General features: G+C 43.6%; 19 protein-coding genes. 8 read left to right on the top strand and 11 right to left on the bottom strand.

Features of this window, described 5'->3' with window-relative positions:
* Positions 1–27: 27 nt before the first annotated feature.
* From TAO_RS04620 to TAO_RS04645, 6 genes are all read right to left on the bottom strand, one after another.
* The gene (locus tag TAO_RS04620) at positions 28–1,569 is read right to left on the bottom strand and encodes a peptide MFS transporter (protein ID WP_096526828.1); all 1,542 of its coding nucleotides are present in this window, start codon (positions 1,567–1,569) and stop codon (positions 28–30) included.
* Between the two features lie 51 nt (positions 1,570–1,620).
* Positions 1,621–1,818 (bottom strand): YbdD/YjiX family protein, encoded by a 198-nt coding sequence (locus TAO_RS04625; protein WP_096526829.1) that lies wholly within the window; start codon positions 1,816–1,818, stop codon positions 1,621–1,623.
* Positions 1,808–3,892 carry a carbon starvation CstA family protein gene (locus TAO_RS04630; protein WP_096526830.1) on the bottom strand — a complete coding sequence of 695 codons (2,085 nt, stop codon included), beginning with the start codon at positions 3,890–3,892 and terminating at the stop codon, positions 1,808–1,810. Before TAO_RS04630 ends, TAO_RS04625 begins: the two co-directional genes overlap by 11 nt.
* 140 nt (positions 3,893–4,032) lie before the next feature.
* Complete coding sequence (locus TAO_RS04635) at positions 4,033–4,830, bottom strand: hypothetical protein (protein WP_096526831.1); 798 nt, start codon at positions 4,828–4,830, stop codon at positions 4,033–4,035.
* Positions 4,831–4,894: 64 nt separating this feature from the next.
* Positions 4,895–5,584 (bottom strand): response regulator transcription factor, encoded by a 690-nt coding sequence (locus TAO_RS04640; RefSeq protein ID WP_096526832.1) that lies wholly within the window; start codon positions 5,582–5,584, stop codon positions 4,895–4,897.
* A gap of 14 nt (positions 5,585–5,598) precedes the next feature.
* Positions 5,599–6,978, bottom strand: a complete 1,380-nt coding sequence (locus tag TAO_RS04645) for a cache domain-containing protein (RefSeq protein ID WP_096526833.1) — start codon at positions 6,976–6,978, stop codon at positions 5,599–5,601.
* A 197-nt stretch (positions 6,979–7,175) separates the two neighbouring features.
* On the opposite strand from TAO_RS04645, the gene TAO_RS04650 reads away from it, so the two are divergent.
* The 3 genes from TAO_RS04650 (at position 7,176) to TAO_RS04660 (ending at position 10,917) form a co-directional block, all read left to right on the top strand.
* Positions 7,176–9,014, top strand: coding sequence for a S8 family serine peptidase (locus TAO_RS04650; protein WP_172419060.1), 1,839 nt, complete (start codon positions 7,176–7,178; stop codon positions 9,012–9,014).
* 150 nt (positions 9,015–9,164) lie between these two features.
* The gene (locus TAO_RS04655; RefSeq protein ID WP_096526835.1) at positions 9,165–10,241 is read left to right on the top strand and encodes a bile acid:sodium symporter family protein; all 1,077 of its coding nucleotides are present in this window, start codon (positions 9,165–9,167) and stop codon (positions 10,239–10,241) included.
* Positions 10,242–10,395: 154 nt separating this feature from the next.
* Positions 10,396–10,917, top strand: a complete 522-nt coding sequence (locus TAO_RS04660; RefSeq protein WP_172419061.1) for a hypothetical protein — start codon at positions 10,396–10,398, stop codon at positions 10,915–10,917.
* A gap of 162 nt (positions 10,918–11,079) precedes the next feature.
* Here TAO_RS04660 and sohB read toward each other — a convergent pair whose 3' ends face one another.
* The 5 genes from sohB to TAO_RS04685 all read right to left on the bottom strand — a co-directional run bounded on the left by sohB (position 11,080) and on the right by TAO_RS04685 (position 15,085).
* Positions 11,080–12,060: a protease SohB gene (sohB, locus tag TAO_RS04665; protein WP_096526837.1), complete on the bottom strand. Its 981-nt coding sequence runs from the start codon at positions 12,058–12,060 to the stop codon at positions 11,080–11,082.
* 57 nt (positions 12,061–12,117) lie between these two features.
* Positions 12,118–12,684, bottom strand: coding sequence for an HNH endonuclease (locus tag TAO_RS04670; RefSeq protein ID WP_197702519.1), 567 nt, complete (start codon positions 12,682–12,684; stop codon positions 12,118–12,120).
* Between the two features lie 179 nt (positions 12,685–12,863).
* Positions 12,864–13,931 (bottom strand): glycolate oxidase subunit GlcE, encoded by a 1,068-nt coding sequence (glcE, locus tag TAO_RS04675; RefSeq protein ID WP_096526838.1) that lies wholly within the window; start codon positions 13,929–13,931, stop codon positions 12,864–12,866.
* Positions 13,932–14,247: 316 nt separating this feature from the next.
* Complete coding sequence (locus TAO_RS04680; protein WP_096526839.1) at positions 14,248–14,646, bottom strand: (R)-mandelonitrile lyase; 399 nt, start codon at positions 14,644–14,646, stop codon at positions 14,248–14,250.
* 118 nt (positions 14,647–14,764) lie between these two features.
* A complete protein-coding gene (locus tag TAO_RS04685) occupies positions 14,765–15,085 on the bottom strand; it encodes a carboxymuconolactone decarboxylase family protein (protein WP_096526840.1) in 321 nt (106 codons plus the stop codon).
* Between the two features lie 238 nt (positions 15,086–15,323).
* Here TAO_RS04685 and TAO_RS04690 point away from each other — a divergent pair, with 238 nt between their 5' ends.
* The 5 genes from TAO_RS04690 (at position 15,324) to TAO_RS04710 (ending at position 23,672) form a co-directional block, all read left to right on the top strand.
* Positions 15,324–15,869: a hypothetical protein gene (locus TAO_RS04690; RefSeq protein ID WP_096526841.1), complete on the top strand. Its 546-nt coding sequence runs from the start codon at positions 15,324–15,326 to the stop codon at positions 15,867–15,869.
* 226 nt (positions 15,870–16,095) lie between these two features.
* Positions 16,096–19,572 (top strand): DNA polymerase III subunit alpha, encoded by a 3,477-nt coding sequence (gene dnaE / locus TAO_RS04695; RefSeq protein WP_096526842.1) that lies wholly within the window; start codon positions 16,096–16,098, stop codon positions 19,570–19,572.
* A gap of 82 nt (positions 19,573–19,654) precedes the next feature.
* Positions 19,655–20,611 (top strand): acetyl-CoA carboxylase carboxyltransferase subunit alpha, encoded by a 957-nt coding sequence (locus tag TAO_RS04700; RefSeq protein ID WP_096527763.1) that lies wholly within the window; start codon positions 19,655–19,657, stop codon positions 20,609–20,611.
* Between the two features lie 9 nt (positions 20,612–20,620).
* The gene (gene tilS / locus TAO_RS04705; protein ID WP_096526843.1) at positions 20,621–21,952 is read left to right on the top strand and encodes a tRNA lysidine(34) synthetase TilS; all 1,332 of its coding nucleotides are present in this window, start codon (positions 20,621–20,623) and stop codon (positions 21,950–21,952) included.
* Positions 21,953–22,034: 82 nt separating this feature from the next.
* On the top strand, positions 22,035–23,672 hold the full coding sequence (locus tag TAO_RS04710; protein WP_096526844.1) for a CTP synthase: 1,638 nt from the start codon (positions 22,035–22,037) through the stop codon (positions 23,670–23,672).

Raw genomic sequence — 23,672 nt, forward strand, 5'->3', positions numbered from 1 at the left:
CGCTGTTGTCGTTCCGCGATCGATGAATTAGGAATCCCCTTCCTTTGGGGAGGGGGATGTCAATGAGAGCTTTCTTATGATTGGCAGCATAGCTGATGCGATTAAGGCACAGCCAAGACCCGCAATACCCAGCCAGTTAAACAGGTAAGTATAGATGGGCAAGGTCATGATCGGGTCAGTCATCTCTTTAGGAACTGCAGCTAAGGTGGCGATCCAGCCCCCGAAATATTGGGATATTCCCGTGGCGATAAAATAAGTACCCATCATAAATCCACCTACTCGTGCTGGCCCATAGCGCGCAATCATCGCTAACCCTAGGCCGCTTATTAATAGCTCTCCTAAGGCGCCAAAGCCGTAACCCCAGACTATGACCCAAGAAGAAGTTTTGCCGGCTATGTTAGTAAAGTGCGCCGCAGCGCCATAAATAAAAAAACTGATGGCCATCATCATAAAGCCAATTGCAAATTTTCCGGCAACAGGGAGATCTTTTCCTTGATTGCCCGCATGGGTATAAATCCAAGCTAAGATTGGACTGAGAATAAAGATCCAAATAGGGTTTAGGGCTTGAAATTGGGCCGGTGCCCATGTGAATACATGAAAGCCAAAGACATTAAAATTCCAGTCTACGTTACGTAAAATAAATAGCGCCAGTGAGCTGGAGGTTTGTTGATAAAAAATAAAGAAAAAAATCACTTGAATCGTGAGTATTAAAGCGATAAGTAGCCCGGATCGTTCATGAGGACGGGCAGTATAAATAAAAAAGGTAAAAAAGAAAAATATAGCCGCCGTTGCCATATAGATAAACAGACGAGCTATGGTTTCATGCTTAAGTATAAAGGCTGCAAGGAAGGCCATAAGGATGCTTAAGCCAATAACTAGCCCTAGCTTACCTATTTTCAAGGGATGGGTATCAGGTTCAGAACCGGTATAGGCGAGAGTGCGGCGCATTAAGAAATAACCACCAAGCCCGATGGCAAGGCCAAAGCCACTGACTGTAAAAGCAACATGCCAGCCAAGATCATAGCCATATTGGATATTAATATAATCCTTCACCCATGGAGTCAGGAGCATGGAAATCATGGAACCCATATTCACGCCCATATAATAGAGGGTAAAGGCGCTATCCATCTTGGAAGGGCTACCCTCATATATTTTACGTACCATGTTGCCTGCGTTTGCTTTAAATAGCCCGTTACCTACTATGATCACTCCAAGGGCAAAAAATATGAATTCTACTGGCTGATGGGGCACCCCTAGCAACCCATAGCCTAAGGTCAGCACGATAGCTCCTAATAACATGGTACGTCGAGTACCTAGGATCTTATCGCCAATCCATCCTCCTATCGCAGGTGTGGTATAGATGAGGGCTACACAGGTACTCCAAGTAAGATTGGCATGTCTATCACTAAACCCAAGCTGCTCTATCAAGTAATAAACAATGAGTACTTGCATGCCGTAGAAGCCAAAACGCTCCCACATCTCCAACAATAAGATCGTGCTAAAGGAGCGAGCTTGGGATATAGGATGATTAACCCTTAAGGTTACATTTCCCCTAATCGGTGTTGTCATCTTGCTTTTAGGGACATTATTTTAGGGAGGAGGGGTCAATAGACTACTAAACTAGCAGCAGCTCATTTTACCTTTGCCGCCATAGCGAGCTTCTTGGCGCTCTCGGAAAAATTCTGCATAGGACATTACCGGCTGATCTGGATGGGTATTTTTCATATGAGTCAGATAGATATCGTATTCAGGTACACCAACCATCAGCCGCATACCTTGACTAAAATAGCGCTTTATTTGCTTGATTTTATTTAACATGGCTCAGGGTATCTACGCAGGTGAGTATCTCCGTTTCAAGGCGGGTTTCTTGAGTGCTGGGGTTGTCTATAGCGCGGGCACGTAAAATAGTTTTAATTCCGAATACCATGATGCTAATGACCACCAGTATAAATATACTGGCTAGAGCTGCATTCAGATAATCATTAAAAATAACTTGCTCCATTTGCCCAGTGGATTTGGCTGGTGGGAGTAATCGACCTTCAGCTACGGCAATTTTATAACTCTCCGCATGGGCTAAAAATCCAATACGGGGATCAGAGTGAAATATTTTTTGCCAACCAGCAGTGAGCGTGCAAATTAAAATCCAGACAGTAGGCACAATGGTGACCCAAGTAAATCGATCCTGCTTCATCTTAAATAAGACGCAGGTGGCAAAAATCAAAGCAATACCCGCCAGCATCTGGTTGGAAATTCCAAATAACGGCCATAACGTATTAATTCCCCCAAGGGGATCGACCACGCCCTGATAAAGAAAATAGCCCCAGCCGGCAACACAAATACCCGTGGCAATCAGGCTAGCGCCTATTGAATCGATGCGTTTCATTGCGGGGATAAATGCCCCAAGTAAATCCTGTAGCATAAAACGTCCAGCACGAGTACCCGCATCAACCGCAGTTAAGATAAAAAGTGCTTCAAATAAAATGGCAAAATGATACCAGAAAGCCGTCATCGTGTTACCGCCTGTAAGATCTGACAGGATACGCGCCATACCCACGGCCAAGGTGGGGGCACCGCCGGCTCTAGAGATAATCGTATGTTCACCCACATCTTGAGCAGTCTGGGTGATCATCTCCGGGGTAAGATAAAAACCCCATTGGGAAATAGTTTGCGCGGCTGATTCCGCTGTACTGCCAATGAGCGCTACTGGGCTGTTCATGGCGAAATATATCCCAGGTTCGAGGATAGAAGCCGCTACTAAAGCCATAATCGCGACAAAAGATTCCATTAACATTGCCCCATAACCGATAAAGGGGGCATGGCTTTCATTTTCGATCATTTTAGGCGTAGTGCCAGAAGAAATCAGAGCATGGAAGCCTGAGACAGCGCCACAGGCGATGGTAATAAATAAAAAAGGAAAGAGACTGCCGGACCACACTGGGCCAGAGCCATCTATGAACTGGGTAAAAGCGGGCATTTTAAGCTGGGGAGAAATGATAATAATGCCAATCGCTAGGCTGACAATGGTGCCAATTTTTAAAAAAGTAGACAAGTAATCCCGAGGGGCTAATAGCAGCCAAACAGGTAGTATTGAAGCTACAAAGCCATAGGCAATCAATATCCAAGTTAATTGGATACTCGTTAAGGTAAATAGGGCAGCTAAAGCAGGAATTTCCTGTATATATTGCCCGCTCACGATAGATAGGATGAGTAACGTAAAACCAATAAGGGAGACTTCGCCAATACGCCCTGGGCGAAGATAGCGACTATAGATACCCATAAACAGAGCAATAGGAATAGTCGCTGCGACAGTAAAAGTGCCCCAAGGGGATGCAGTCAGCGCTTTAACTACAATGAGCGCCAATACGGCTAAGAGGATTACCATGATAAAAAAGGTGCCCAATAGAGCAATCATGCCAGGTATTAGCCCCATCTCGGATTTAATCAGATCTCCAAGTGAGCGACCATCCCGCCGTATAGAGATAAAGAGAATAATAAAATCCTGTACGGCTCCAGCAAAGACAACCCCAACCAGTAGCCACAAAAACCCTGGCATATACCCCATCTGTACAGCCAATATTGGGCCTACTAAAGGGCCGGCACCCGCAATAGCCGCAAAATGATGCCCAAATAAGACATATTGATTAGTGGGGACGTAATCTAGGCCATCGCAATGGGTATATGCAGGAGTTTGGCGGGCTGGGTTTAATCTGAGTACTTGTTTAGCAATGAATAAACTATAAAAACGATAAGCGATGAGGTAAAGACATAGGGTGGCAATGACAATCCAAATTGCCCCGATAGACTCCCCATGGTTTAAAGCGATAAAGCTAAATGCTACTGCGCCAGTGAGGGCAAGGATAGTCCAGCCAAGCTTATTGATAGTGCGACTCACTATTGTCCTCCTAAAGCGAAAATTAAGATAGTTATATAGTTATCAGCAATCTCGATCTAGGTAGCGCCCTAGTAGTAAAGTAATACCATAATAACGAAGTCACAAGCGCAGATAGCAACCGAGGGTAAATAAAACGGGCGTTAAGGTGAATCATCTTTTATCATAATTCTGGTATAGCTTTGACAAGCAAAAGCAATCGCAGTTTTTCCACCAATCTCTCCCTGCATTACAGTACAGGGCTTTGTTCTTCTAATTCTATGGTTTTCATCACGGAGCTTTATGATCTCCTTTATTTTTTCATCAATGGTATCCTTTAATAATGGATTAAACTTATTACCGTCTTTATCAACAGTATATTGTGTAAAACCTGTCTGCTCTGAAGCAATCTCAAAGAACCGGCCAGCTAGAGTCCCGTCTTTTTTGATACGAACATACGAATTGTAAATATATCTTACAATAGCGAGTTGCTCATATTTACCCTCAATAATGGCCTCTATATCAAATGTCGTATCATCTTTACCTTTTAAAATAAAACCTCCTTCATTTTCTGGATCTGGATGACAATAGGTCTCCCTCCAAGCACCATCGAGAGCCGTGGATCGGGCATCTTTCTTGAGAGTTTCAATAAAAAGATAACTTTGATACAACGAATAGTTTCCTAATAACTTTTTGCATACGCTCTCACCATCAGGCATTAACTCTTTTAAAAATGAGCGGGCTAGAGGTGTAGATATGAGTACTAAAAAGCCAGACACTACTAATAGTATAAGTAATCGTAAGAGCTTCTTATGATTATTCAATTTTTCTTTCAAGACTGGCAATAGCGTCCCCGCTGTCCCCATTGATGATACGAGCTGCGGGTCGAGGTATATTAATAAGTGTGTAAAGATGGTGAAGAAGACGATATACAAGATATACTCATAATAAATAAAATTCATCACTGTTTTCCCCTAAAGAAGTTAAAATTAAGGTGGTTATACGGTTATTATTAGTAATCCTGATCTAAATAACATCTGATCTATCGGGTTTTTTGCAGCCGGTCATCTCGGGAGGAGTCTTATGACGCTTCCTATATTCAGTAGCAATGTTTATCGCTTGAGGATGGCTTTTAATCTTAAGTTTTCGCCAGATACTCGCCCGGTGGCCTTCTATGGTGCGTGGCTCAATGTTAAGTATCCGCGCAATTTCCTTAGTTGACTTAATGTCACCCATGTTCCATAGCACTTGTAATTCCCGATTAGTGAGTAATTGCTCAGGAATGGATGGAGGCTCAGGTGGAATCAGCGATGAAGGTTCGAGAAAATCAATTTCTTTATCTATGATATTCTCAATTGTGGATACAATTTCTGGCCAAGGAGTCTCTTTCAGTATATAGCCCCGGGCGCCGGCTAGTTTTGCTTCTCTGATGTATTCTTTCCTATCTTCGTTAGTGAGTATTAGGACGACTACGTGTGGGAATCGAGATCGAATGAGTTCAGCTAATCTAATACCATTGATCCCGCGCATACAAAGATCCACTATGGCTAGGTTAATCTCTAAGTTATTTTGTAGATGTTGTAAGGCATCTTCTGCTTTATTGGCTTCAGCTACTAACTTAAATCTAGGGACAGATTCCAACATAAGGCGCAATGTAGGGCGCACCCAAGGATCATCATCGACAAGCAGTATTTTGATAAGGGGTAAAGTAGACATAGGATAGGAATAAATTAATGATAAACCTTAATGATGACTATGGTCCCTTGCAGTGAAGAGGTAATAGTTAATTCCCCACCCACAGATTCCACTCGTTCTTTCATATTGTGTAAGCCAAATCCATGCTTTGGATCGCATTTGATATGATCTACATTAAAGCCGATACCATCATCTTGGATGGTAAGCTGGACGCAGGCAGAATCCTCTTCCAATTTCACAGTTACATGGCGAGCATGCGCATGCCGTTTAATGTTATGTAACGATTCTTGGGTAGCTCGGTACAAGGCCCTATTAGTCGTAATAGATAGGCTATCTACTTCACCATAGGTACTGAACTTAGCCGCTATACCTACATCATGTATGTTAAGCACAAGCTGCTCTATGGCTACCTTCAGGCCAAGGTCAAGGGCGAGAGGGTGTAAGTCACGAACAATCCGGCGAAGCTCGGTTAGCGTATCTTTTAGTTTTACTGCGATATCCTCTAACCTAACCCGGACTGAATCAGATTGCTCATTCTCTAGTAATTCAATAATCCTGCCTTCGATTCTAAATTTAATACCTACTAGCATATTCATGACGCTATCATGTAATTCTCTTGCTACCCGAGTACGTTCTTCCTCCTGTGTATTTATAATCCGCTGGGCTAATATTTTAAGTTTGGCATCGGCTACACTAAGTTTTGTATCTACCCTGATATTGAGCACCAAGCTTAAAATTATTATCAAAACTACAACAAAGGTAGCGATAATAATTATCGAGAATGTAGTACTGTGGATGTTATCCCGTAGCTGAGAATTTACTTTTATTAACGCTCGATCAATATCATCAAGATAAACCCCCGTGCCTAATATCCATCCCCATTTGGGCAGCGTTATAACATACGTTCGTTTAGGGGCAATACTATGGCTAGAAGGTTTTTCCCAGTCATAATTTTCGAATCCACCTTTATCGTTTGTCCGTGCGCGGTTAATGAGATCTTGGATAACTAATTTGCCCTGATCATCCTTAAGATTCCACTGATTGGTTCCTACCAGATTCCACTGGCGTGAGTGAACAAGGGAATTTCCTTGATAATCGTAGACAAAAAAATAGCCATCTTTCCCATATTCCAATTTAGCTAAAATTGCTTTCGCTTCTTCCATTACAGCCGTATCTACTCGACCTGAATCATAGAGATGAGTAATTGAACGCTTTGCCAGCGTGATATAGCTTTTCAGCTCTAAATCCTTACTATTAAGGTAGGTTGTTTTAATGACTTCCTGCTGTTGTTTCTCAAGGGCAATAGCTTGATAGCGTACCGTGTACACAATAACGAAAGTTGAGGCGATAAGTGGCACAATGGCAAGTAGGATAATTTTCCATCGTGACTTTATTGTTAGCCATAACTGGCTCATATTTTTACTCCTACCCTAATTTCAACTGCTAGTTTACTAAGCTATCGGAGGCATGTTTAGACGTATCACTACGTACGTAGTGATACGTCTAGTCTGTAGATGATTGCTACTGGATACTCTGTAAAACCTTTGTAACAAGATCGGAAAAATAAATGAGAATAAAAACTTACTTATGGATTTTTTGTATCTTTTTCAGCATGATTTTAACTATAGCGATTGCTCAAGACTCCCAGCCAGCACCTGTTGTTGCAGTAGGGGTTATCGTTCGCTTTAAATCCCCTGAAATCCAAGCTTTAGCCCAAGATAATCTCCCACCCCCGCCAGAGGTGGTAGCTGAACTGGAAGCTGCTCTAGGAGAAAAACTGGTATTTGAGCGAGCAACAGTGAATGAAGCTTATGTTTTTAGTTTTTTAGTCCCGAAAGAGGGAGAAAATACTATTGCCGATTTTCTCCAGCCGGCTAAAACATTGCCTTCCATTGATTGGATTGAAGCGGATAAGCTAATGAAACTACAGTCCTCACCTGTACAAACCCAGCCGTCAATGATGTACGCCCAGTCATTCTCTAATGACCCTGATTTTAGTGATCAATGGAATATGATGGATTCCCCCGGTGGAATCGATGCGACCCACGCTTGGGATATTACCCATGGCTCCTCTAATACTGTTGTAGCGGTAGTGGATTCAGGTGTATTTTCTCATCCGGAATTTGCCGATCGCTTGCTGGGAAATTATGATTTTACCTCTCGATCTTCTACTTCAAACGGCCCTGATTGTATAGATCCTCATGGTACTGGTGTGACTGGAATCATTGCTGCAAGTGGTGATAATGGTATCGGTATCGCTGGGGTCAATTGGCGAACCCGTATTCTCTCTGTACGGGTGATGGATTGTAATGGTGTAGGGCAAAACAGTATAACAGCGGAGGGTATTCAATGGGCCGCTGGAGTTAGAGTCCCTGGCGTTCTAGCTAACCCCTACCCAGCTAAGGTCATCAATCTAAGCCTTGGCTCAGATTCTAGAGAACAATGTCCATCTTACACGCAACGCGCGATTAGTGCCGCTTCAGCCGCGGGGGCATTGGTTGTGGTAGCTGCAGGTAATAGCACTGATAATGTTCAGGATTATTCACCTAATGATTGTAGAGATACCCTATCAGTAATTGCTACTGATCTGAACGGCGGATTAGCCTCTTATTCTAATTTTACCGATCCTGTGAATAAGAATGGCGCGACTGCTGCCCCTGGTGGAGATAAAGGCAATGGAATCTTATCCACTAGTATCGTACCCGATGCTAATGGGAAGTCTGCCTATGGCTATGCATATATAACGGGAACGAGTATAGCGGCTCCCCATGTATCTGGCATCGCTGCTTTGATGCTTGGAGTCAATCCAAATTTATCGCAGGAACAACTGCTTTTATATTTAAAGGCTACCAGCCGGTCTTTTCCCACCACAAGTTCTTATTGCATTGTAGGATTCTGCGGCGCGGGCATAGCAGATGCTTATCGAGCGGTAATGGCATCTTTTTACGCTAAGAATTATCAGTTTGTATATGAATTTTATAATACCGGAACGAACCATTACATGCTGACCGCTTCGGATGATCAGGCAACTGTTTTATATAACGGCGGGGCGGGGCTAGAGAACTGGGAGGGTACTTTAAAATATTTCTATGCCTGGCCTAGACCCGAAGAAGGCGCAGTGCCTGTTTATCGATTTTACACCCTTGGGGCAAATTCCCATTTCTATACGGCAAGCACGGAAGATCGCAACCTGCTCATCAAGCTCAATCCTTCTAATATATATAGCGAGGATCAATGGACTTATGAGGGTATTGCCTTCTATGCCAAGTTGCCCACGGGGGGTCTTTGCCCTGCAGGTTCTGTTTCCATTTACCGACTTTATAATAATCGGGCAATATATAACGATTCTAATCATCGTTTTGTAAGCTCATTTAAAGCGTACATGAACATGATCTCAAAAGGCTGGGTTGGGGAAAACATAGTTTTCTGTGCTGCTGCCGATGATAATTAGAGCTGTGGCCAATGAGGTAATGATTCCGATTGAGATACCTTTAGGAAATTCAGGCTATATTCAGCTTAAATAACAAAGCTTCATCTATAATCATTTATGGTAACGCATCCATATCCACTGATAGAGTACCTATAAAGAGGGTTGATCACCATGAAAGGGCAAAAGCTTTTATTGTTTGTGACTGCTTTATCCTCTTTTATTCATCGCCGATTTATTTGGTTACTGCTCGGTTCTTATAGTGTAGCGGCCTTATGGCCAGGGTGGGGATTGTGGATGCAGAATTTTTCCTTAGGGAATCTTAGCTTCATGGAGGAGGAAATACCCTTCAAACTTCCGCTGTTGATGTTAGCATGGCTGCTATTAGATGCAGGCTTGGAAGCAAAGTTATCAGAATTGAAGTACTTACCCCAGAATCTAGCAATATTAGCGGCTGGGTTTATGGTTAAACTATTGATCCCGGCTGCATTTGTCATCGGTTTATCGTTACTGATGATGCAATGGTGGCACAATCCAGATGAAGTACAGAGTATTTTAGTAGGATTGGCATTGGTAGTGGCAATGCCCATTGCCGGGTCGTCAACGACTTGGTCGCTAAATGCGAATGGTAACGTGGTCACTAGCCTAGGATTAGTCCTGATAACAACGTTCCTCAGTCCAGTAACTGCGCCACTACTGCTTCATGCTGTAGGATTAGTCACCACAGGCGATTATGCTAAAGAATTAAACGCAATGGCCAGCCATGGGATAGGGCTGCTGTTAATTTTAAGCATAGTGATACCCTCGATGGTAGGAATTTTAATCCGCTTTTTTTATGGAGAGAACTGGATTATACAAGCTAAACCCTATTTAAAATTTACCCGCTCGGTAGTTCTACTATTGCTGGTTTATTCCAATGCAGCAATTTCACTACCCCAAGCCATTGCTCATCCTGATTATGATTTTTTAGCAGTGATTATTGTAATCACTTTTGGGCTATGCGCCTTTGCCTTTGCCGCCGGCTGGTGGATAGCTCAGTTATTTCGAGCTACTGTGGCTCAGCGAATATCACTCATGTTTGGCTTAGGGATGAGTAACAATGGAACGGGGCTGGTGCTAGCGTCTATCACCTTAGCCAATCATCCCCAAGTAATGTTGCCCCTTATTTCCTATAATTTAATCCAGCAGCTGATAGCGGGAGGCGTAGGTCGGATGTCGTTGCAAAAAGCATCTACTGCTTTACTAAAATAATGGGTTCTATCATTAGATTAATTAGGAGGTAGTAACTTGATTAACGGGGGAGCAATGAACGAATGCTGATGACAATAGCAGATTGCTCTTAATACATTTGATATCGGTGGGTTAAAAAACCATGAAATATATTAATATTATTTTTTATAGTTCTATGGCGAGTTTGTTTATCTTAGGTTTTATTGCTGTAGTTGAACCTGGAAAATCAACGACTAGTGCTACACCAACAAATTTATTAGGGACTATTTCTGATGAAAACGGCTTTATAAAAGATGCTGAACTAAGTGTTACTGATAGTACGGGTATGGTGCGCGCAACTGCAAGTCTTAACGGGGAGCAGGGTTATGATTTAGAATTACCTGTAAAAACCGTCTACCCAGTCATTATTTCAGCCACCTACCACGTCTACCAGCACGCGGCCAAGGCTGTTGGGGCCAAAGAAGATGTGCCAGTGGGAGAGAAGGATGAGGCAGAACTAAGAACTGCTATTTTAGAGTCTGGCAGCACCATCGTTGGTGTTAGCCTTAGCCCAATATCCACTCAAATCGTCGACATAGCCCGTGCTCGGGGAGGGATTACTCCTGAAAATATTGCCCATGCTTCTGCTGCTGTACTTAATCTAGATAGTGGCGAAGAGCCAGAGGAGCCCAGGAGCCGTGGCCATGAAGGTTATTAATATTTATTAATTATTATCTGCTTTAAGAGAAAATCGGGCGAGGTAGATCAGCAGAAAATGTTGATTTCCCTCGCCAGTCATTTGGTTAACGGCACCTGATCCAGCAACTGATAGCGGGGGGCGGATGTCGTTGCGAAAAGCCGCTTTTTAGCACAGTAGATATTAGAAAGGGTTAAAGGTTTTGCTCATTGCCAACTGAGCACGGGATAGAAATTTTTCACTCAGGGTTTTTTTAATACTGTAGTTTATCTCATAGAGATCGGCTGTTTGACTGGCCGCAAACAGATAATCATCGCTTGTTTTAAGATCATCCACCAGATTCAAATCCTTAGCTTGAGTAGCGTGCCAATATTGACCTGTCCCTGCTTGGGTGATATCTACTTGGGGGCGGTAGTGAGTAATACATTCTTTGAATAACCGGTGAATATCGTCTACCTGCGCTTGTGCTCGCTGACGATCAGCATCGGTATTATTCCCAAATATGGTCAGCGTACGCTTTAATTCACCGGCTTTAATTTGCTCAAAATCTACCCCGTGTTTATCTAATAAGCGGTGAAAATTAGGCAATTGCACTAACGCCCCAATAGAGCCAATAATGGCAAATGGAGCGGCAATAATGCGGTTTCCAACGCAGGCCATCATGTAACCCCCGCTTGCCGCTATTTTATCCACTAAGATAGTCAAAGGAATATGCCTTTCCCTAATGCGGCTAAGTTGGGAAGTGGCTAATCCATGTTCGTGGACTAAACCGCCCGCATTTTCTAGTCGCAGCAACACCTCATCCTCAGCAGTGGCTACGCTCAGTACCGCCGTAATTTCTTCTCGTAATGATTCAACCGCTGTGGCTCTGATATCGCCCTGAAAATTAAGAATAAAAATCCGTTTACGCTGTTTTTCTTGTTTTTTCTTTTGGGCTTTTTCTGCTTTCAGTTTTTTTATAAATGCTTTTTTAGCCATTAGCTGCATATTCAGTATTTGGCTCAGCTGCTCATAATAGCTGTTAAGGTGCTTAACCTCTAATTTATCCGTAGCCCGGATTTTAGATTTTAACAAAACGATTAACCCTATCGTGATCAATCCTAACAGCAGGATAGTCAGGGTTTTGGCTAAAAAAAGTCCATATTCAAGCAGGAATTCATTCATAAGCGAGTGGGTATTTATTTATATTCATATTGGCTGTTTATCTTATAACTAATTCTATCATTGACTGAGGGGAGTGACTTGATTTTTATTCACTCTCAAACGATGACGATGCTGAGCTAGATAAGGCTGATGTTGGGGTTCGATCCAGCGTAACTCCATGCCTGGCATAATACCCAGTGGGAATAAATCTACTTCTGCTAAGGCTGGGGCAATGAGCATCCTACCCTGTTCATCAAAGCTTATTAAAAAACGATCAAATAATGCATCCAGATTAGCCATCAGCAACAAACCATTAAATACATCTAATCGTTCAGCATCCGTGACACACTCCGCCCATGGTTTGGCATGGTTGGCACGTAATACCTCTGGGATATTTACACCGGTGACGGCGCAAGCACCGCCCCAATACTCAAGCATCGCCTCACAAAATTTATCTTGCCCCACTCGCTGAGATACCCAGCGCTCCACTGCTATACCCTGCAACGTATCAGACTTCATCCGACATACGCAGCGCCTGAGAGTGAGCCGCAGCGCGGCGCAAAAACCGATGCGGATGGCTTCATCATCGCACATAAAATGCTCTGCTGTATCCTGAGCAAATTCACGCTGTAACGCTGGCAACACACCAGCCGGTGCCCGTACCAACTCAGCACAATATTGTAGCCGGTGAAAGTGTTCGCTTTCGAGAATAGTAAGGTGTCGTAAATCAGAAGAGTTGATATAAAAACAGGAAATGTAATCGCTTTGATATGAAAATTTGTGCGTGAAATATTATCGTGACAGGTTGTAAAAGGCTATTTACATTAAAGCTCACGATACATTCGCCTTGGATTTAAGATGCCGTGGGGATCAAAGGCTTGTTTTAGTCGTTGATGTAAGATCATTAAATGATGAGGCAAAGGATGAAAGACTTCACCAGCTCGATCTCCGCCCCGAAAGAGGGTGGCATGGCCATTAAGCTTTTCGGCAGTCGCGTATATTAATTCAGCGGTTAACTCATCAGGGTAAAACCAGCGTTGCGCTCCGCCCCAATCAATCATCCATTTTCCTGGCAGATTAATAGGGGGTGTTGCGGCAGGGACGGACCAGCGCCACAGGGGTTTTGTATTTTGCTGGAAAAACTTATGAGTGAGATCTCTTATCTGTTCCCAAAAACTAGGTTCGCTGTTAATTTCATCCCCTCCAATGTTTCGGCGCGCAGATTGAATAGCTTCCTCAGACCCTGATAGACGTACATAAAGCCGCTTTCCATCAAAGGTACAAGCTGAAAGCGGAAGACGCTGAGTCATCCAAGTATTAAATAGCTTGATAGCGTTATCCTCACTCTGTTCTTGGGAGAGGGTGATTTCTCCAGTTGAGTGGGGTAGAACCTTCAGCGAAATCTCTAATAAAACACCTAGCGTACCTAGGCTGCCTGCCATGAGGCGGGAAACATCATAGCCCGCTACATTTTTCATAACCTGCCCACCGAAATGCAATTTTTGTCCTTTACCGTTAATTATCTGTACCCCTAATATCGTATCGCGTATCGCGCCAGCATAGGGTCGTCGTGGGCCGGAAATTCCGCTGGCTACTGCACCGCCTAAGGTGGCGTTAGTGCCAAAATAAGGAGGTTCAAAAGCAAGCATTTGCCCCTGATCGGCCAATAGCGGTTCAATGATGGCTAAAGGGGTGCCCGCTCGGGCAGTGAGAACAAGCTCCGCAGGCTCATAGTCAATGATACCTTGGTGTTTACTTATGTCTAGGGCGGTAGCATTGAGCTGGCGGCCATAGAAAGCTTTAGTATTGCCTCCTACAATACATAGAGGAGTTTTTTTGTCACTGGCAGTGAAAATGGCCTCTTGAATAACCTGGCTATAGTCAGTATTCATACTAATGCTACCTGTTCAATAATAATCGGAGCCGACGGTTTACGCTTCGTGACCGGCTAACCTGTATCGGTTAGCCTGAATTCATCCCTGAATTCTCGCTTGCTATGTTTTTCTTGCTTCATCCTAGCTCTTATTCCCATTTAGCTTATACTTCTGGTTTATGTGCCAATCCACAAGTTTCAATTCCCGTGCTCCTCATGCCTAGAACGGACCACAGCTAATTCGTCTTGCCTTGAGTGGCTTCAGCGAATCCCAATCGTGCTTTTTAATGATAAGGCCATAGGCGAGAGAGTTCGGTTTCTTACTATTTCATTCTTCAGGCAAGGTATTCTTCATCTGTTACCTTCTCAAGCCAATCGGCAAAATTGCCGTCTAATCCTTCTGTAATTGCAATATGGCTCATGCCGGTAGTCGGCGTTGCGCCGTGCCAATGCTTTTTCCTACATTGGCAGGAAACAACGTCACCGGGGCGAATTTCAACTTTTGGATCACCTTCGCATTGTGTCCATCCCATGCCAGACATCACAATGAGATTCTGCCCAAACGGGTGCGTGTGCCATGCTGACCTTGCGCTTGGCTCGAAAGTCACCAGTGCACCACTAACGCGGCTATTTTCAAGGGGCGGAAAGTACGTTTCAATCCAGACATTTCCAGTGAAATACTCTTCAGGCCCTTTCGTGTAAGGGCGGGAACCGGCTTTACGAATAATTTGCATGTATATTTCTCCATTGAGTTTTATGAATGTAAATATTTGATTTAATTAACATTATACAATTTTGTCTGCACCATAGATTGGTGAAGTACTTCAGTTCTAGTCTACTAGGCCCTCATCCTCAAACCTCTTCGAACACCTTCCGCGTGATCGTGAGTGCGGTCATCGCAGGCGGCCAGCCTGCGTAGAAGGCGAGATGCGTAATCGTGGCAATGATTTCTTCGCGAGTAATGCCATTCTCAAGGGCCTTTTTCAGGTGGAATGGCAGCTCGTTGACGCGATAGAGAGAGATTAGGCTCGTGATCGTGACGAGGCTACGGTCACGGGGAGACAAGGCTGAATTTTCCCAGACATCTCTAAAAAGTACTTTATCGGTGATTTCTGCTAGATGTGGCGCGATATCACCAAAGCTGTTTCGGGCATTTTGCGGCTCTTCTTTCATTTCGTTTTCCTCTTTTGGCGTACACTGTTCGGATTTTAAGTTAAAAGTACCAAACGCTATTAATTGAGCATAATGCTGTGTCTTGATAAAGAGGTAGAAAATTGCTTAAATTTCGTTACTAAAGTAGTACTTCCTGTCATATGAGAGGGTAGTCATTTGGTTAACGGGCGAGCAACGAATGCTGATAATAGCAGATTGCTTAATCTATAATTTAATAATAGCGATGAGTTAAAAATCCATGAAACATATTATGCATTGCTCTACGGTGAGGTTACGTTTGTTCATCTTAGGTTTTATTGCTGTAGTTGCCTGTACCGCCTGTAGTGAATCCGGAAAATCAACGAGTAGCCCTACACCGACAAAATTATCAGGGGCTATTTCTGATGAAAATGGCCCTATTAGAGTTGCTAAGCTTAGTGCTACCGATAGTCAAGGGGTGGTGCGCGCAACTGCAAGTCTTAACGGAGAGCAGCGTTATAATCTAGAGTTACCTGTAGAAACCGTCTACCCAGTCATTATTTCAGCCACTTACCTGCACGCTGCTAAAGCGGCTGAGTCCAAAGAAGGGGCACCCGCTGCAGAAGAGTCCCATGAGGCAGAACTAAGAACTGTCGTTTTAGAACCCGGTAGCTCTATTGTTGATATTAGCTTGAGATCCACTCAAATCGTCGATATAGCCCGTGCTCGGGGTGGGTTTACTCCCGAAAATCTTGCTCATGCCTCTGCTGCTGCGCTTAACTTAGGCGCTGGTGGAGGGTCCGGAGGCGGCCATGAAGGTCATTAATGTTCGGCAAGTTTTACTAATAACGGGTATTGAGTACTACTCACTTTAAAAGGAAATTGGGCGAGGTAGGCTAGCAAAAAATGTTGACTCTCCTCGCCAAACTTAAATGCCAATCTCTCATTTTTTCTATCTTCAGCTTTATAGCTAGATATTATTAGGTCTTGTAGCCAGATCGGCCATCATCCGCTAGATTAACAGCTGTTAATCTATAACAATTAGATTATTTATGGATCCATCCTTCGTTCATCTTCGCTTGCATACTGAGTACTCTATAGTCGATAGCTTGGTGCGTATTCGACCTTTAGTTCAGGCTGTAAAAGAGGCTGGGATGCCAGCCGTAGCCATCACTGATCAGAGCAATGTGTTTGCAATGATTAAATTTTACCGAGCTGCTCAGGCTGCCGGTATTAAACCTATTATTGGGGCTGATGTGCTATTAGCGGATTCAATGGGGGGTAATCAAGTGAGCCGCTGCACATTCCTCTGCCAAAATGAGGTAGGTTATCGTAATTTATCCTGCTTGCTTTCCCGTGCCTATAGTGAAGGTCAAATTAAGGATTCTCCCCGGCTACAATGGGATTGGCTGCTGGATCAGAGTGATGGGTTGATTGTTTTATCGGGAGGTCGAGAAGGTAATGTAGGCCAAGCTTTACTCGCAGGTAAAAATGTTCAAGCTAGACAATTAGTGGATCGTTGGCAAGCGCTTTTTCCAAGCCGTTATTACTTAGAATTACAACGTACGGGTAGAGAAGATGAGGATACCTACCTGCACTTAGCAATAAAACTGGCAGCAACAGATATACCTGTCATTGCGACGAACGATGTTCGTTTTCTTCATTTGCAAGATTTCGAAGCCCATGAGGCCCGAGTCTGCATCCATGAAGGGCGAAATTTGAATGACCCAAATCGCATACGTCGCTATAGTGAGCAGCAATATCTACGAACCCCATCAGAAATGGCTGCGTTATTTGCAGATCTACCTGAGGCATTAGAAAATACGGTAGAAGTTGCTAAGCGCTGTAATCTTAATCTTACTTTGGGAGCGTGCCATCTTCCAGATTTTCCAGTGCCAGAAGGTGTGGATATTGGAGAATTTCTGAAGGCTGAAGCGCTTCGGGGATTGGAACAGCGGCTAGTAAAACTTTACCCCAATGAAATAGAACGAGAAACTCAGCGGCAAACCTATACTGATCGGCTTTCAGAGGAGTTGACTGTTATTAATCAGATGGGTTTCCCTGGGTATTTTCTGATTGTGGCTGATTTTATTCGCTGGGCTAAAGAAAACAAAATTCCAGTAGGCCCAGGGCGTGGTTCAGGCGCTGGTTCCCTAGCAGCCTATGCCTTGCAAATTACAGACTTGGATCCATTAGCGTTTGATCTGATCTTTGAACGGTTTTTAAATCCTGAGCGGGTGTCTTTACCTGATTTTGATGTTGATTTTTGTATGGAGCGTCGGGATCAGGTAATTGACTATGTCAGTCAGCGCTACGGTCGAGATCGAGTCTCTCAAATTATTACTTACGGTAGTATGGCTGCCAAAGCTGTGGTACGAGATATAGGCCGAGTCTTAGGGCATCCCTATAACTTTGTAGATCAGATTGCCAAACTGATTCCCTTTGATCTTAAGATGACCTTAGATAAGGCTTTAGCAGAATCTGAGGGATTACGCCTTCGTTATGAACAAGAGGAAGAAGTTCGCTTTCTGATTGATCTAGCGAGGAAACTTGAAGGGTTAACACGAAATCCAGGGAAACATGCTGGTGGTGTGGTCATTGCTCCTGATCAGCTGACTAAATACGTACCTTATTATTGTGAGCAAGGGGCCAGCGGGGTAGTGACCCAATTTGACAAGGACGACCTAGAAACTGTTGGTTTGGTTAAATTTGATTTCTTAGGCCTACGTACGCTGACGATTATTGATTGGACCTTACAGGCCATTAATCCACAGAGAATTCAGGTAGGTGATACACCGCTAGATTTGACTTGTTTACCGACAGATGATCTAGGGACTTATGCATTGCTAAAACGTTGTGCGACTACGGCAGTGTTTCAATTAGAATCTAGAGGTATGAAGGATTTGATCAAAAGACTTCAGCCTGATTGTTTCGAGGATATTATTGCGCTAGTAGCATTGTTTCGGCCTGGCCCCTTACAGTCGGGTATGGTGGATGACTACATTAACCGAAAACATGGCCGTGCCAAAGTAGATTACCCCCATCCTGAGTTAGCGCCTATTCTCAAGTCAACCTATGGCGTTATCGTTTATCAAGAGCAAGTGATGCAGATTGCCCGGATTTTAGCCGGATATACGTTGGGAGGCGCTGATTTGCTGCGCCGAGCCATGGGTAAGAAAAAACCTGAAGAGATGGCAAAACAGCGGGCTATTTTTATTGAAGGAGCAAGGGTACGAGGGGTTGAGGAAAAGCTATCGGGATCTATCTTTGATTTGATGGAAAAATTTGCTGAATATGGGTTTAATAAATCCCATTCAGCGGCCTATGCTTTAGTAGCTTATCAAACGGCTTATCTAAAAACCCATTATCCAGCTGCTTATATGGCGGCTACGCTTTCTGCGGATATGGATAATACAGAGAAAGTCGTCACCCTTATTGAGGAGTGCCGAAATATGGGCTTAGAGATACTACCCCCGGATGTGAATGAAAGCAGTTATCATTTCTCAGCCCAAGGTAAGCGCGCTATCCGTTATGGCTTAGGCGCAATTAAGGGAGTAGGCTCTGCGGCTTTAGAAGGGATGATCAAGGAGCGAAAATGCCACGGCCCTTATCAAGATCTGTTTGAATTCTGTCGTCGTATTGATTTAAGAAAAATTAACCGACGAGTATTAGAAGCCTTAATTCGAGCAGGTGCTTTAGATTCTCTACAGGCAAATCGGGCCACCCTAGAAGGCTCTTTAGAGGTGGCGCTAGCGGTAGCTGAACAGCATTCTCATAATGCATCTTTGGGGCAAAACGATCTATTTGGTTTTGGGTTAATGCCACAAGATGATCAAATAGGAAGTTACTTGGAAACTGAGGAGTGGAGTGAAGATCATCGATTGGCGTTGGAGAAAGAAATCTTAGGACACTATCTAAGTGGTCATCCTATTGACTGTTATGAGCAAACCCTTAGACAAATTATTCCGTATCGAATAGCTGAGATCCTTGAGCAGGTCAGTGGTGAGAAAAATTATAGCCAACAAGTGATTATAGCGGGTTTAATAGAAGCTGTACGTACCAGCAAAGCTCGCCAAGGAGGATATAATGGCTTTATTACTGTGGCTGATCAGAGCGCTCGTTTTGAAGTTAAGGTGTTTGCCGAAGTTTTTAATCGCTATCAGGAATTATTACGGCCGGATTGTATTGTGGTGATTGAGGGTACCTTGGGGTGGGATTTCTACACAGATAGTGTGGTGGTAACAGCAGAAAAAATATATAGTTTGGCTGAGGCGTTTGAGATTTTTGCAAAAATACTAGAAATTGAGTTTGATGGTACCTATGGGGGAGAGGAGGCAGTTAGAGAATTAGCGCAGATTTTAGCTTTTTTCCGGCAGAAAGATGGATGCCCAGTGGCTATTCATTATCGTAATAAAATGGCGAGTGCTCACTTTATGGTAGGTGAAGAATGGCGTATCAAACCTAATGAAGAATTACTATCCCGCCTACAGTCTTTACTAGGAACAGAACATGTGTGTATAAAATATTAACCTATGCCTGTACTCGATAGCTGAGATGGGGAGTGGTTTTCTATTTTTCCTAATGAACTTAATGATACCTAATACGATGAAAATGAAAACAAGCTTTCTAGATTTTGAGCAACCTATTGCCGAGCTTGAGGCTAAGATTGAGGAATTACGCTTTATAGGTGATGATGCCAAGGTAAATATATCTGAGGAAATTCAGAAACTTAAATCTAAAAGCAAAGCACTAACTGAATCTATTTTTAGTTCTCTTACTGATTGGCAGATCGTACAGCTTGCCCGACACCCCCAGCGTCCATACATTTTAGATTATATTGATAGGATATTTACTGATTTTGAGGAACTCCATGGTGATCGCGCTTTTGCGGATGACAAGGCTATTGTGGGTGGCGTTGCCCGTTTGGAGGGTAAACCAATCGTTGTAATTGGGCATCAAAAGGGGCGGGATACTAAGGAAAAAGTAGCGCGTAACTTCGGTATGCCTCGGCCTGAGGGTTATCGTAAGGCATTACGACTTATGCAGTTAGCAGAGCGTTTTAAATTACCCGTACTGACTTTTATTGATACCCCCGGAGCCTATCCGGGTATTGATGCTGAAGAGCGAGGCCAAAGTGAGGCTATTGCCCGTAATCTATATGTGATGGCTGAGCTGAAAACACCGATTATCGCTACGATAATTGGGGAAGGAGGATCGGGTGGAGCGCTTGCGATTGGAGTTAGCGACCGATTATTTATGCTTGAATACAGCATCTACTCAGTAATTTCTCCAGAAGGTTGCGCCTCTATTCTCTGGAAGAGCGCGGATAAAGCCCCTGATGCGGCAGAAACCTTAGGTATTACTTCAAAACGATTGAAAGAGTTAGATCTTATTGATCGTATTATAGCTGAGCCTCTAGGCGGCGCTCATCGAGATTTAGGGGTAATGGCAGAGAAGCTTAAGCGGGATCTAAACGAGCAACTAGGGTATTTAAGCGAGCTGCCTATTGATAAATTATTGGAGCAACGGCAACAAAGATTGCGTAATTATGGGCGGTTTCAACAGTAAATTCCTATTATGGGCTTTTCAGCCAATCGCTTGTTTCAGTTTCTTCAGCAATTATCTTCTTGTCGTAGCTATCAGATTGCCTATAGTGGTGGCCTTGATTCCCATGTATTACTTTATAGTTTGGTGCAGCTTCGGCTTCAATTTCCGGAGATTACTCTTAGAGCGGTTCATATAGATCATGGATTAAATCCCGACTCTACCCGCTGGTCAGGTCGTTGCCATGAAGTTTGTACTGCACTTAAGGTTGAGTGTAAAGTGATTAAGGTAAATGCGCACCCAGCTAAGGGAGAAAGTCCTGAGGCTGCTGCTCGCCAAGCGCGTTATAGTGCGCTTCGTAAGCATATTAGCGTAGGGGAATGCTTATTAATGGCGCAGCACCAAGATGATCAAGTTGAAACGGTATTACTACAGTTATTACGAGGATCAGGCCCTCACGGGTTAGCAGCTATGGCTAAAACCATGGTTTTTGGTGATAGCTATTTATTACGCCCACTGCTCTCTTTTTCTCGATCTGAACTTCAAGACTACGCCAAGAAAGAGGGATTGGTTTGGATTAATGATCCGAGTAATCAAGATCTTAGTTTTGACCGTAATTATCTACGCCATGAAATCTTACCGCTACTGAGGTGTCGCTGGCCTGGATTAGGCCAAACTGTATCTCGGGCTGCACGTCATCAGGCAGAGGTCATGCAGTTGCTCGATCAGCAGGCTCATCAGGATTTAAACACGATAAACGCTGATGAGAATTGGCTTTCAGTGTCAGCATTACGAGCATTACCTCCTCATCGCTGTCGCAATTTGTTGCGCTATTGGCTGAAAAATCAGGGATTACCACTTCCTGATAGTTTCCATTTACGGCGCATCTTAACTGAAGTATTACCTGCTTTAGAGGATAGACAGCCTGTAATTACATGGTTTGGTGCAGAAGTACGCCGTTACCGAGATCGGTTATATGCTCAGCTACCTTTGCCGCCCCATAATCCAGCAATAGTCATTATCTGGGAGGCCATTAACCCCTTAACATTACCCGCTAGTGTCGGCGGGATGTTGGTACTTAGGTTGACTCAAGGGTCTGGTTTGAGTGTACAGCAGCTACAGCAAGGGTGTGTCACGGTTCGTTTTCGACAGGGTGGAGAACGTATTCAGCTCGTGGATCGAGGCCATAGCCATACTATAAAAAAATACTTTCAGGAGCAGGGTATTCCCCCTTGGCAGCGAGATCGTATTCCAATGGTTTATATTGGGGATACGCTTGTTTTTGTAGCTGGGATAGGGATAGCACAAAGCGCTACTGCTAAGCCCAAAGAGCCAAGTATTATGATTGAATGGATGAGAGGCTAACATTGAGGAAGCGCTCTGATTCTGTTACGTTATACAATTCTGCAGCTAGTATTCTCACCATATTGATTTCTTCAAAAGATTGATGAACAGATTAATTTTTGTTACTGGGGGTGTGGTTTCCTCTTTAGGGAAGGGGGTGGCTTCTGCCGCTTTAGGGGCACTACTTGAATCCCGAGGGCTTAAGGTGACTCTAATTAAATTGGATCCTTATATCAATGTAGATCCGGGTACTATGAGCCCTTACCAGCACGGTGAGGTATTTGTGACCGAGGATGGCGCTGAGACAGATCTAGATTTGGGTCATTATGAGCGTTTTGTACGCACTAAAATGACTCGGCGTAATAATTATACTACTGGACGAATTTATCAAAATGTAATTGCTAAAGAGCGTAAGGGAGGGTATTTAGGTAGCACAGTTCAGGTAATTCCTCATATCACCGATGAAATTAAGCGCTGTATTCAAGAAGGTGCCGCAGGTGCTGATGTGGCCTTAGTGGAGATTGGGGGTACCGTAGGAGATATTGAATCTCTTCCCTTTTTAGAGGCTATTCGTCAGATAGGGATTGAGCTAGGCCATGGATATACACTTTATATACATTTAACTTTAGTGCCCTTTATTCGCCATGCAGGTGAGCTGAAAACTAAACCTACTCAATATTCTGTTAGGGAATTAAGATCGATTGGTATTCAGCCCGATATTTTGATTTGCCGCTCAGAGCATCCTTTGCCCGAATCAGAACGACGTAAGATTGCTTTATTTACTAGTGTACCTAATAAAGCGGTAATTTCAGCCGTAGATGTAGATACTATTTATAAGATTCCGCTAGAGCTACACGCTCAAGGATTGGATGAGATTGTAGCTAATCACTTACAGCTAAAGCCCAATCCAGCTAAGCTTATGGAGTGGGAGCAGGTAATTTTTAACTTAAAGCACCCTAATAAAACTGTGACCGTAGCTTTAGTCGGTAAGTATGTTGATCATACAGAGGCTTATAAGTCACTTTCTGAAGCCTTAATTCATGCGGGAATACATACCCGCACTCAGGTGAACATTATCTACCTAGACTCTGAGGAAATTGAGCATAAAGGTATTGATAATCTCTTAATGACTGCTAATGCTATTTTGGTTCCTGGAGGGTTTGGGGAGCGGGGTATTGAAGGTAAGATAGCAGCAGCTCAATATGCCCGAGAGAATAATATTCCTTATCTTGGTATCTGCCTTGGTATGCAGGTAGCTGTTATCGAATTTGCTCGCCATAAGGCCGCAATAAAAAATGCCCATAGCACTGAGTTTGATAAGAATACGTCAGATCCAGTGATTGCCATGGTTACAGAATGGCAGCAAGCTGATGGAAGTATCGAGAGGCGCGATGAGTATATGGATCTTGGAGGTACGATGCGCCTAGGGGGGTATCAATGCCAATTATTGCGAGGAAGTCTGGCAGCTGCTTTATACGGTAAAGAAGTCATTACTGAGCGCCATCGACACCGCTATGAATTTAATAATAGCTATCGAGAACGGCTAGAGGCTGTAGGTTTAATGGTATCTGGTATTTCCCTTGATGGTCACTTAGTGGAGATCATAGAAATCCCTAGTCACCCTTGGTTTGTAGCTTGTCAATTTCATCCTGAGTTTACCTCAACACCTCGAGATGGCCACCCTCTTTTTAATGGTTTTATTTCTGCTACGGTTAAATATCATCAGGCAACGTTAAACTAA

This window comes from Candidatus Nitrosoglobus terrae, assembly GCF_002356115.1.
In the GTDB taxonomy this organism is placed as follows: Bacteria; Pseudomonadota; Gammaproteobacteria; order Nitrosococcales; family Nitrosococcaceae; genus Nitrosoglobus; species Nitrosoglobus terrae.

What these genes read in the sequence shown, in the direction of transcription:
- sohB (WP_096526837.1), bottom strand. Translation starts at nt 12,060, where the DNA reads ATGAATGAATTCCTGCTTGAATATGGACTTTTTTTAGCCAAAACCCTG.
- TAO_RS04645 (WP_096526833.1), bottom strand. Translation starts at nt 6,978, where the DNA reads ATGAGCCAGTTATGGCTAACAATAAAGTCACGATGGAAAATTATCCTA.
- TAO_RS04655 (WP_096526835.1), top strand. Translation starts at nt 9,165, where the DNA reads ATGAAAGGGCAAAAGCTTTTATTGTTTGTGACTGCTTTATCCTCTTTT.
- TAO_RS04625 (WP_096526829.1), bottom strand. Translation starts at nt 1,818, where the DNA reads ATGTTAAATAAAATCAAGCAAATAAAGCGCTATTTTAGTCAAGGTATG.
- TAO_RS04635 (WP_096526831.1), bottom strand. Translation starts at nt 4,830, where the DNA reads ATGAATTTTATTTATTATGAGTATATCTTGTATATCGTCTTCTTCACC.
- TAO_RS04620 (WP_096526828.1), bottom strand. Translation starts at nt 1,569, where the DNA reads ATGACAACACCGATTAGGGGAAATGTAACCTTAAGGGTTAATCATCCT.
- TAO_RS04680 (WP_096526839.1), bottom strand. Translation starts at nt 14,646, where the DNA reads ATGCAAATTATTCGTAAAGCCGGTTCCCGCCCTTACACGAAAGGGCCT.
- dnaE (WP_096526842.1), top strand. Translation starts at nt 16,096, where the DNA reads ATGGATCCATCCTTCGTTCATCTTCGCTTGCATACTGAGTACTCTATA.
- glcE (WP_096526838.1), bottom strand. Translation starts at nt 13,931, where the DNA reads ATGAATACTGACTATAGCCAGGTTATTCAAGAGGCCATTTTCACTGCC.
- tilS (WP_096526843.1), top strand. Translation starts at nt 20,621, where the DNA reads ATGGGCTTTTCAGCCAATCGCTTGTTTCAGTTTCTTCAGCAATTATCT.
- TAO_RS04700 (WP_096527763.1), top strand. Translation starts at nt 19,655, where the DNA reads ATGAAAACAAGCTTTCTAGATTTTGAGCAACCTATTGCCGAGCTTGAG.
- TAO_RS04660 (WP_172419061.1), top strand. Translation starts at nt 10,396, where the DNA reads ATGGCGAGTTTGTTTATCTTAGGTTTTATTGCTGTAGTTGAACCTGGA.
- TAO_RS04690 (WP_096526841.1), top strand. Translation starts at nt 15,324, where the DNA reads ATGAAACATATTATGCATTGCTCTACGGTGAGGTTACGTTTGTTCATC.
- TAO_RS04640 (WP_096526832.1), bottom strand. Translation starts at nt 5,584, where the DNA reads ATGTCTACTTTACCCCTTATCAAAATACTGCTTGTCGATGATGATCCT.
- TAO_RS04685 (WP_096526840.1), bottom strand. Translation starts at nt 15,085, where the DNA reads ATGAAAGAAGAGCCGCAAAATGCCCGAAACAGCTTTGGTGATATCGCG.
- TAO_RS04650 (WP_172419060.1), top strand. Translation starts at nt 7,176, where the DNA reads ATGATTTTAACTATAGCGATTGCTCAAGACTCCCAGCCAGCACCTGTT.
- TAO_RS04710 (WP_096526844.1), top strand. Translation starts at nt 22,035, where the DNA reads ATGAACAGATTAATTTTTGTTACTGGGGGTGTGGTTTCCTCTTTAGGG.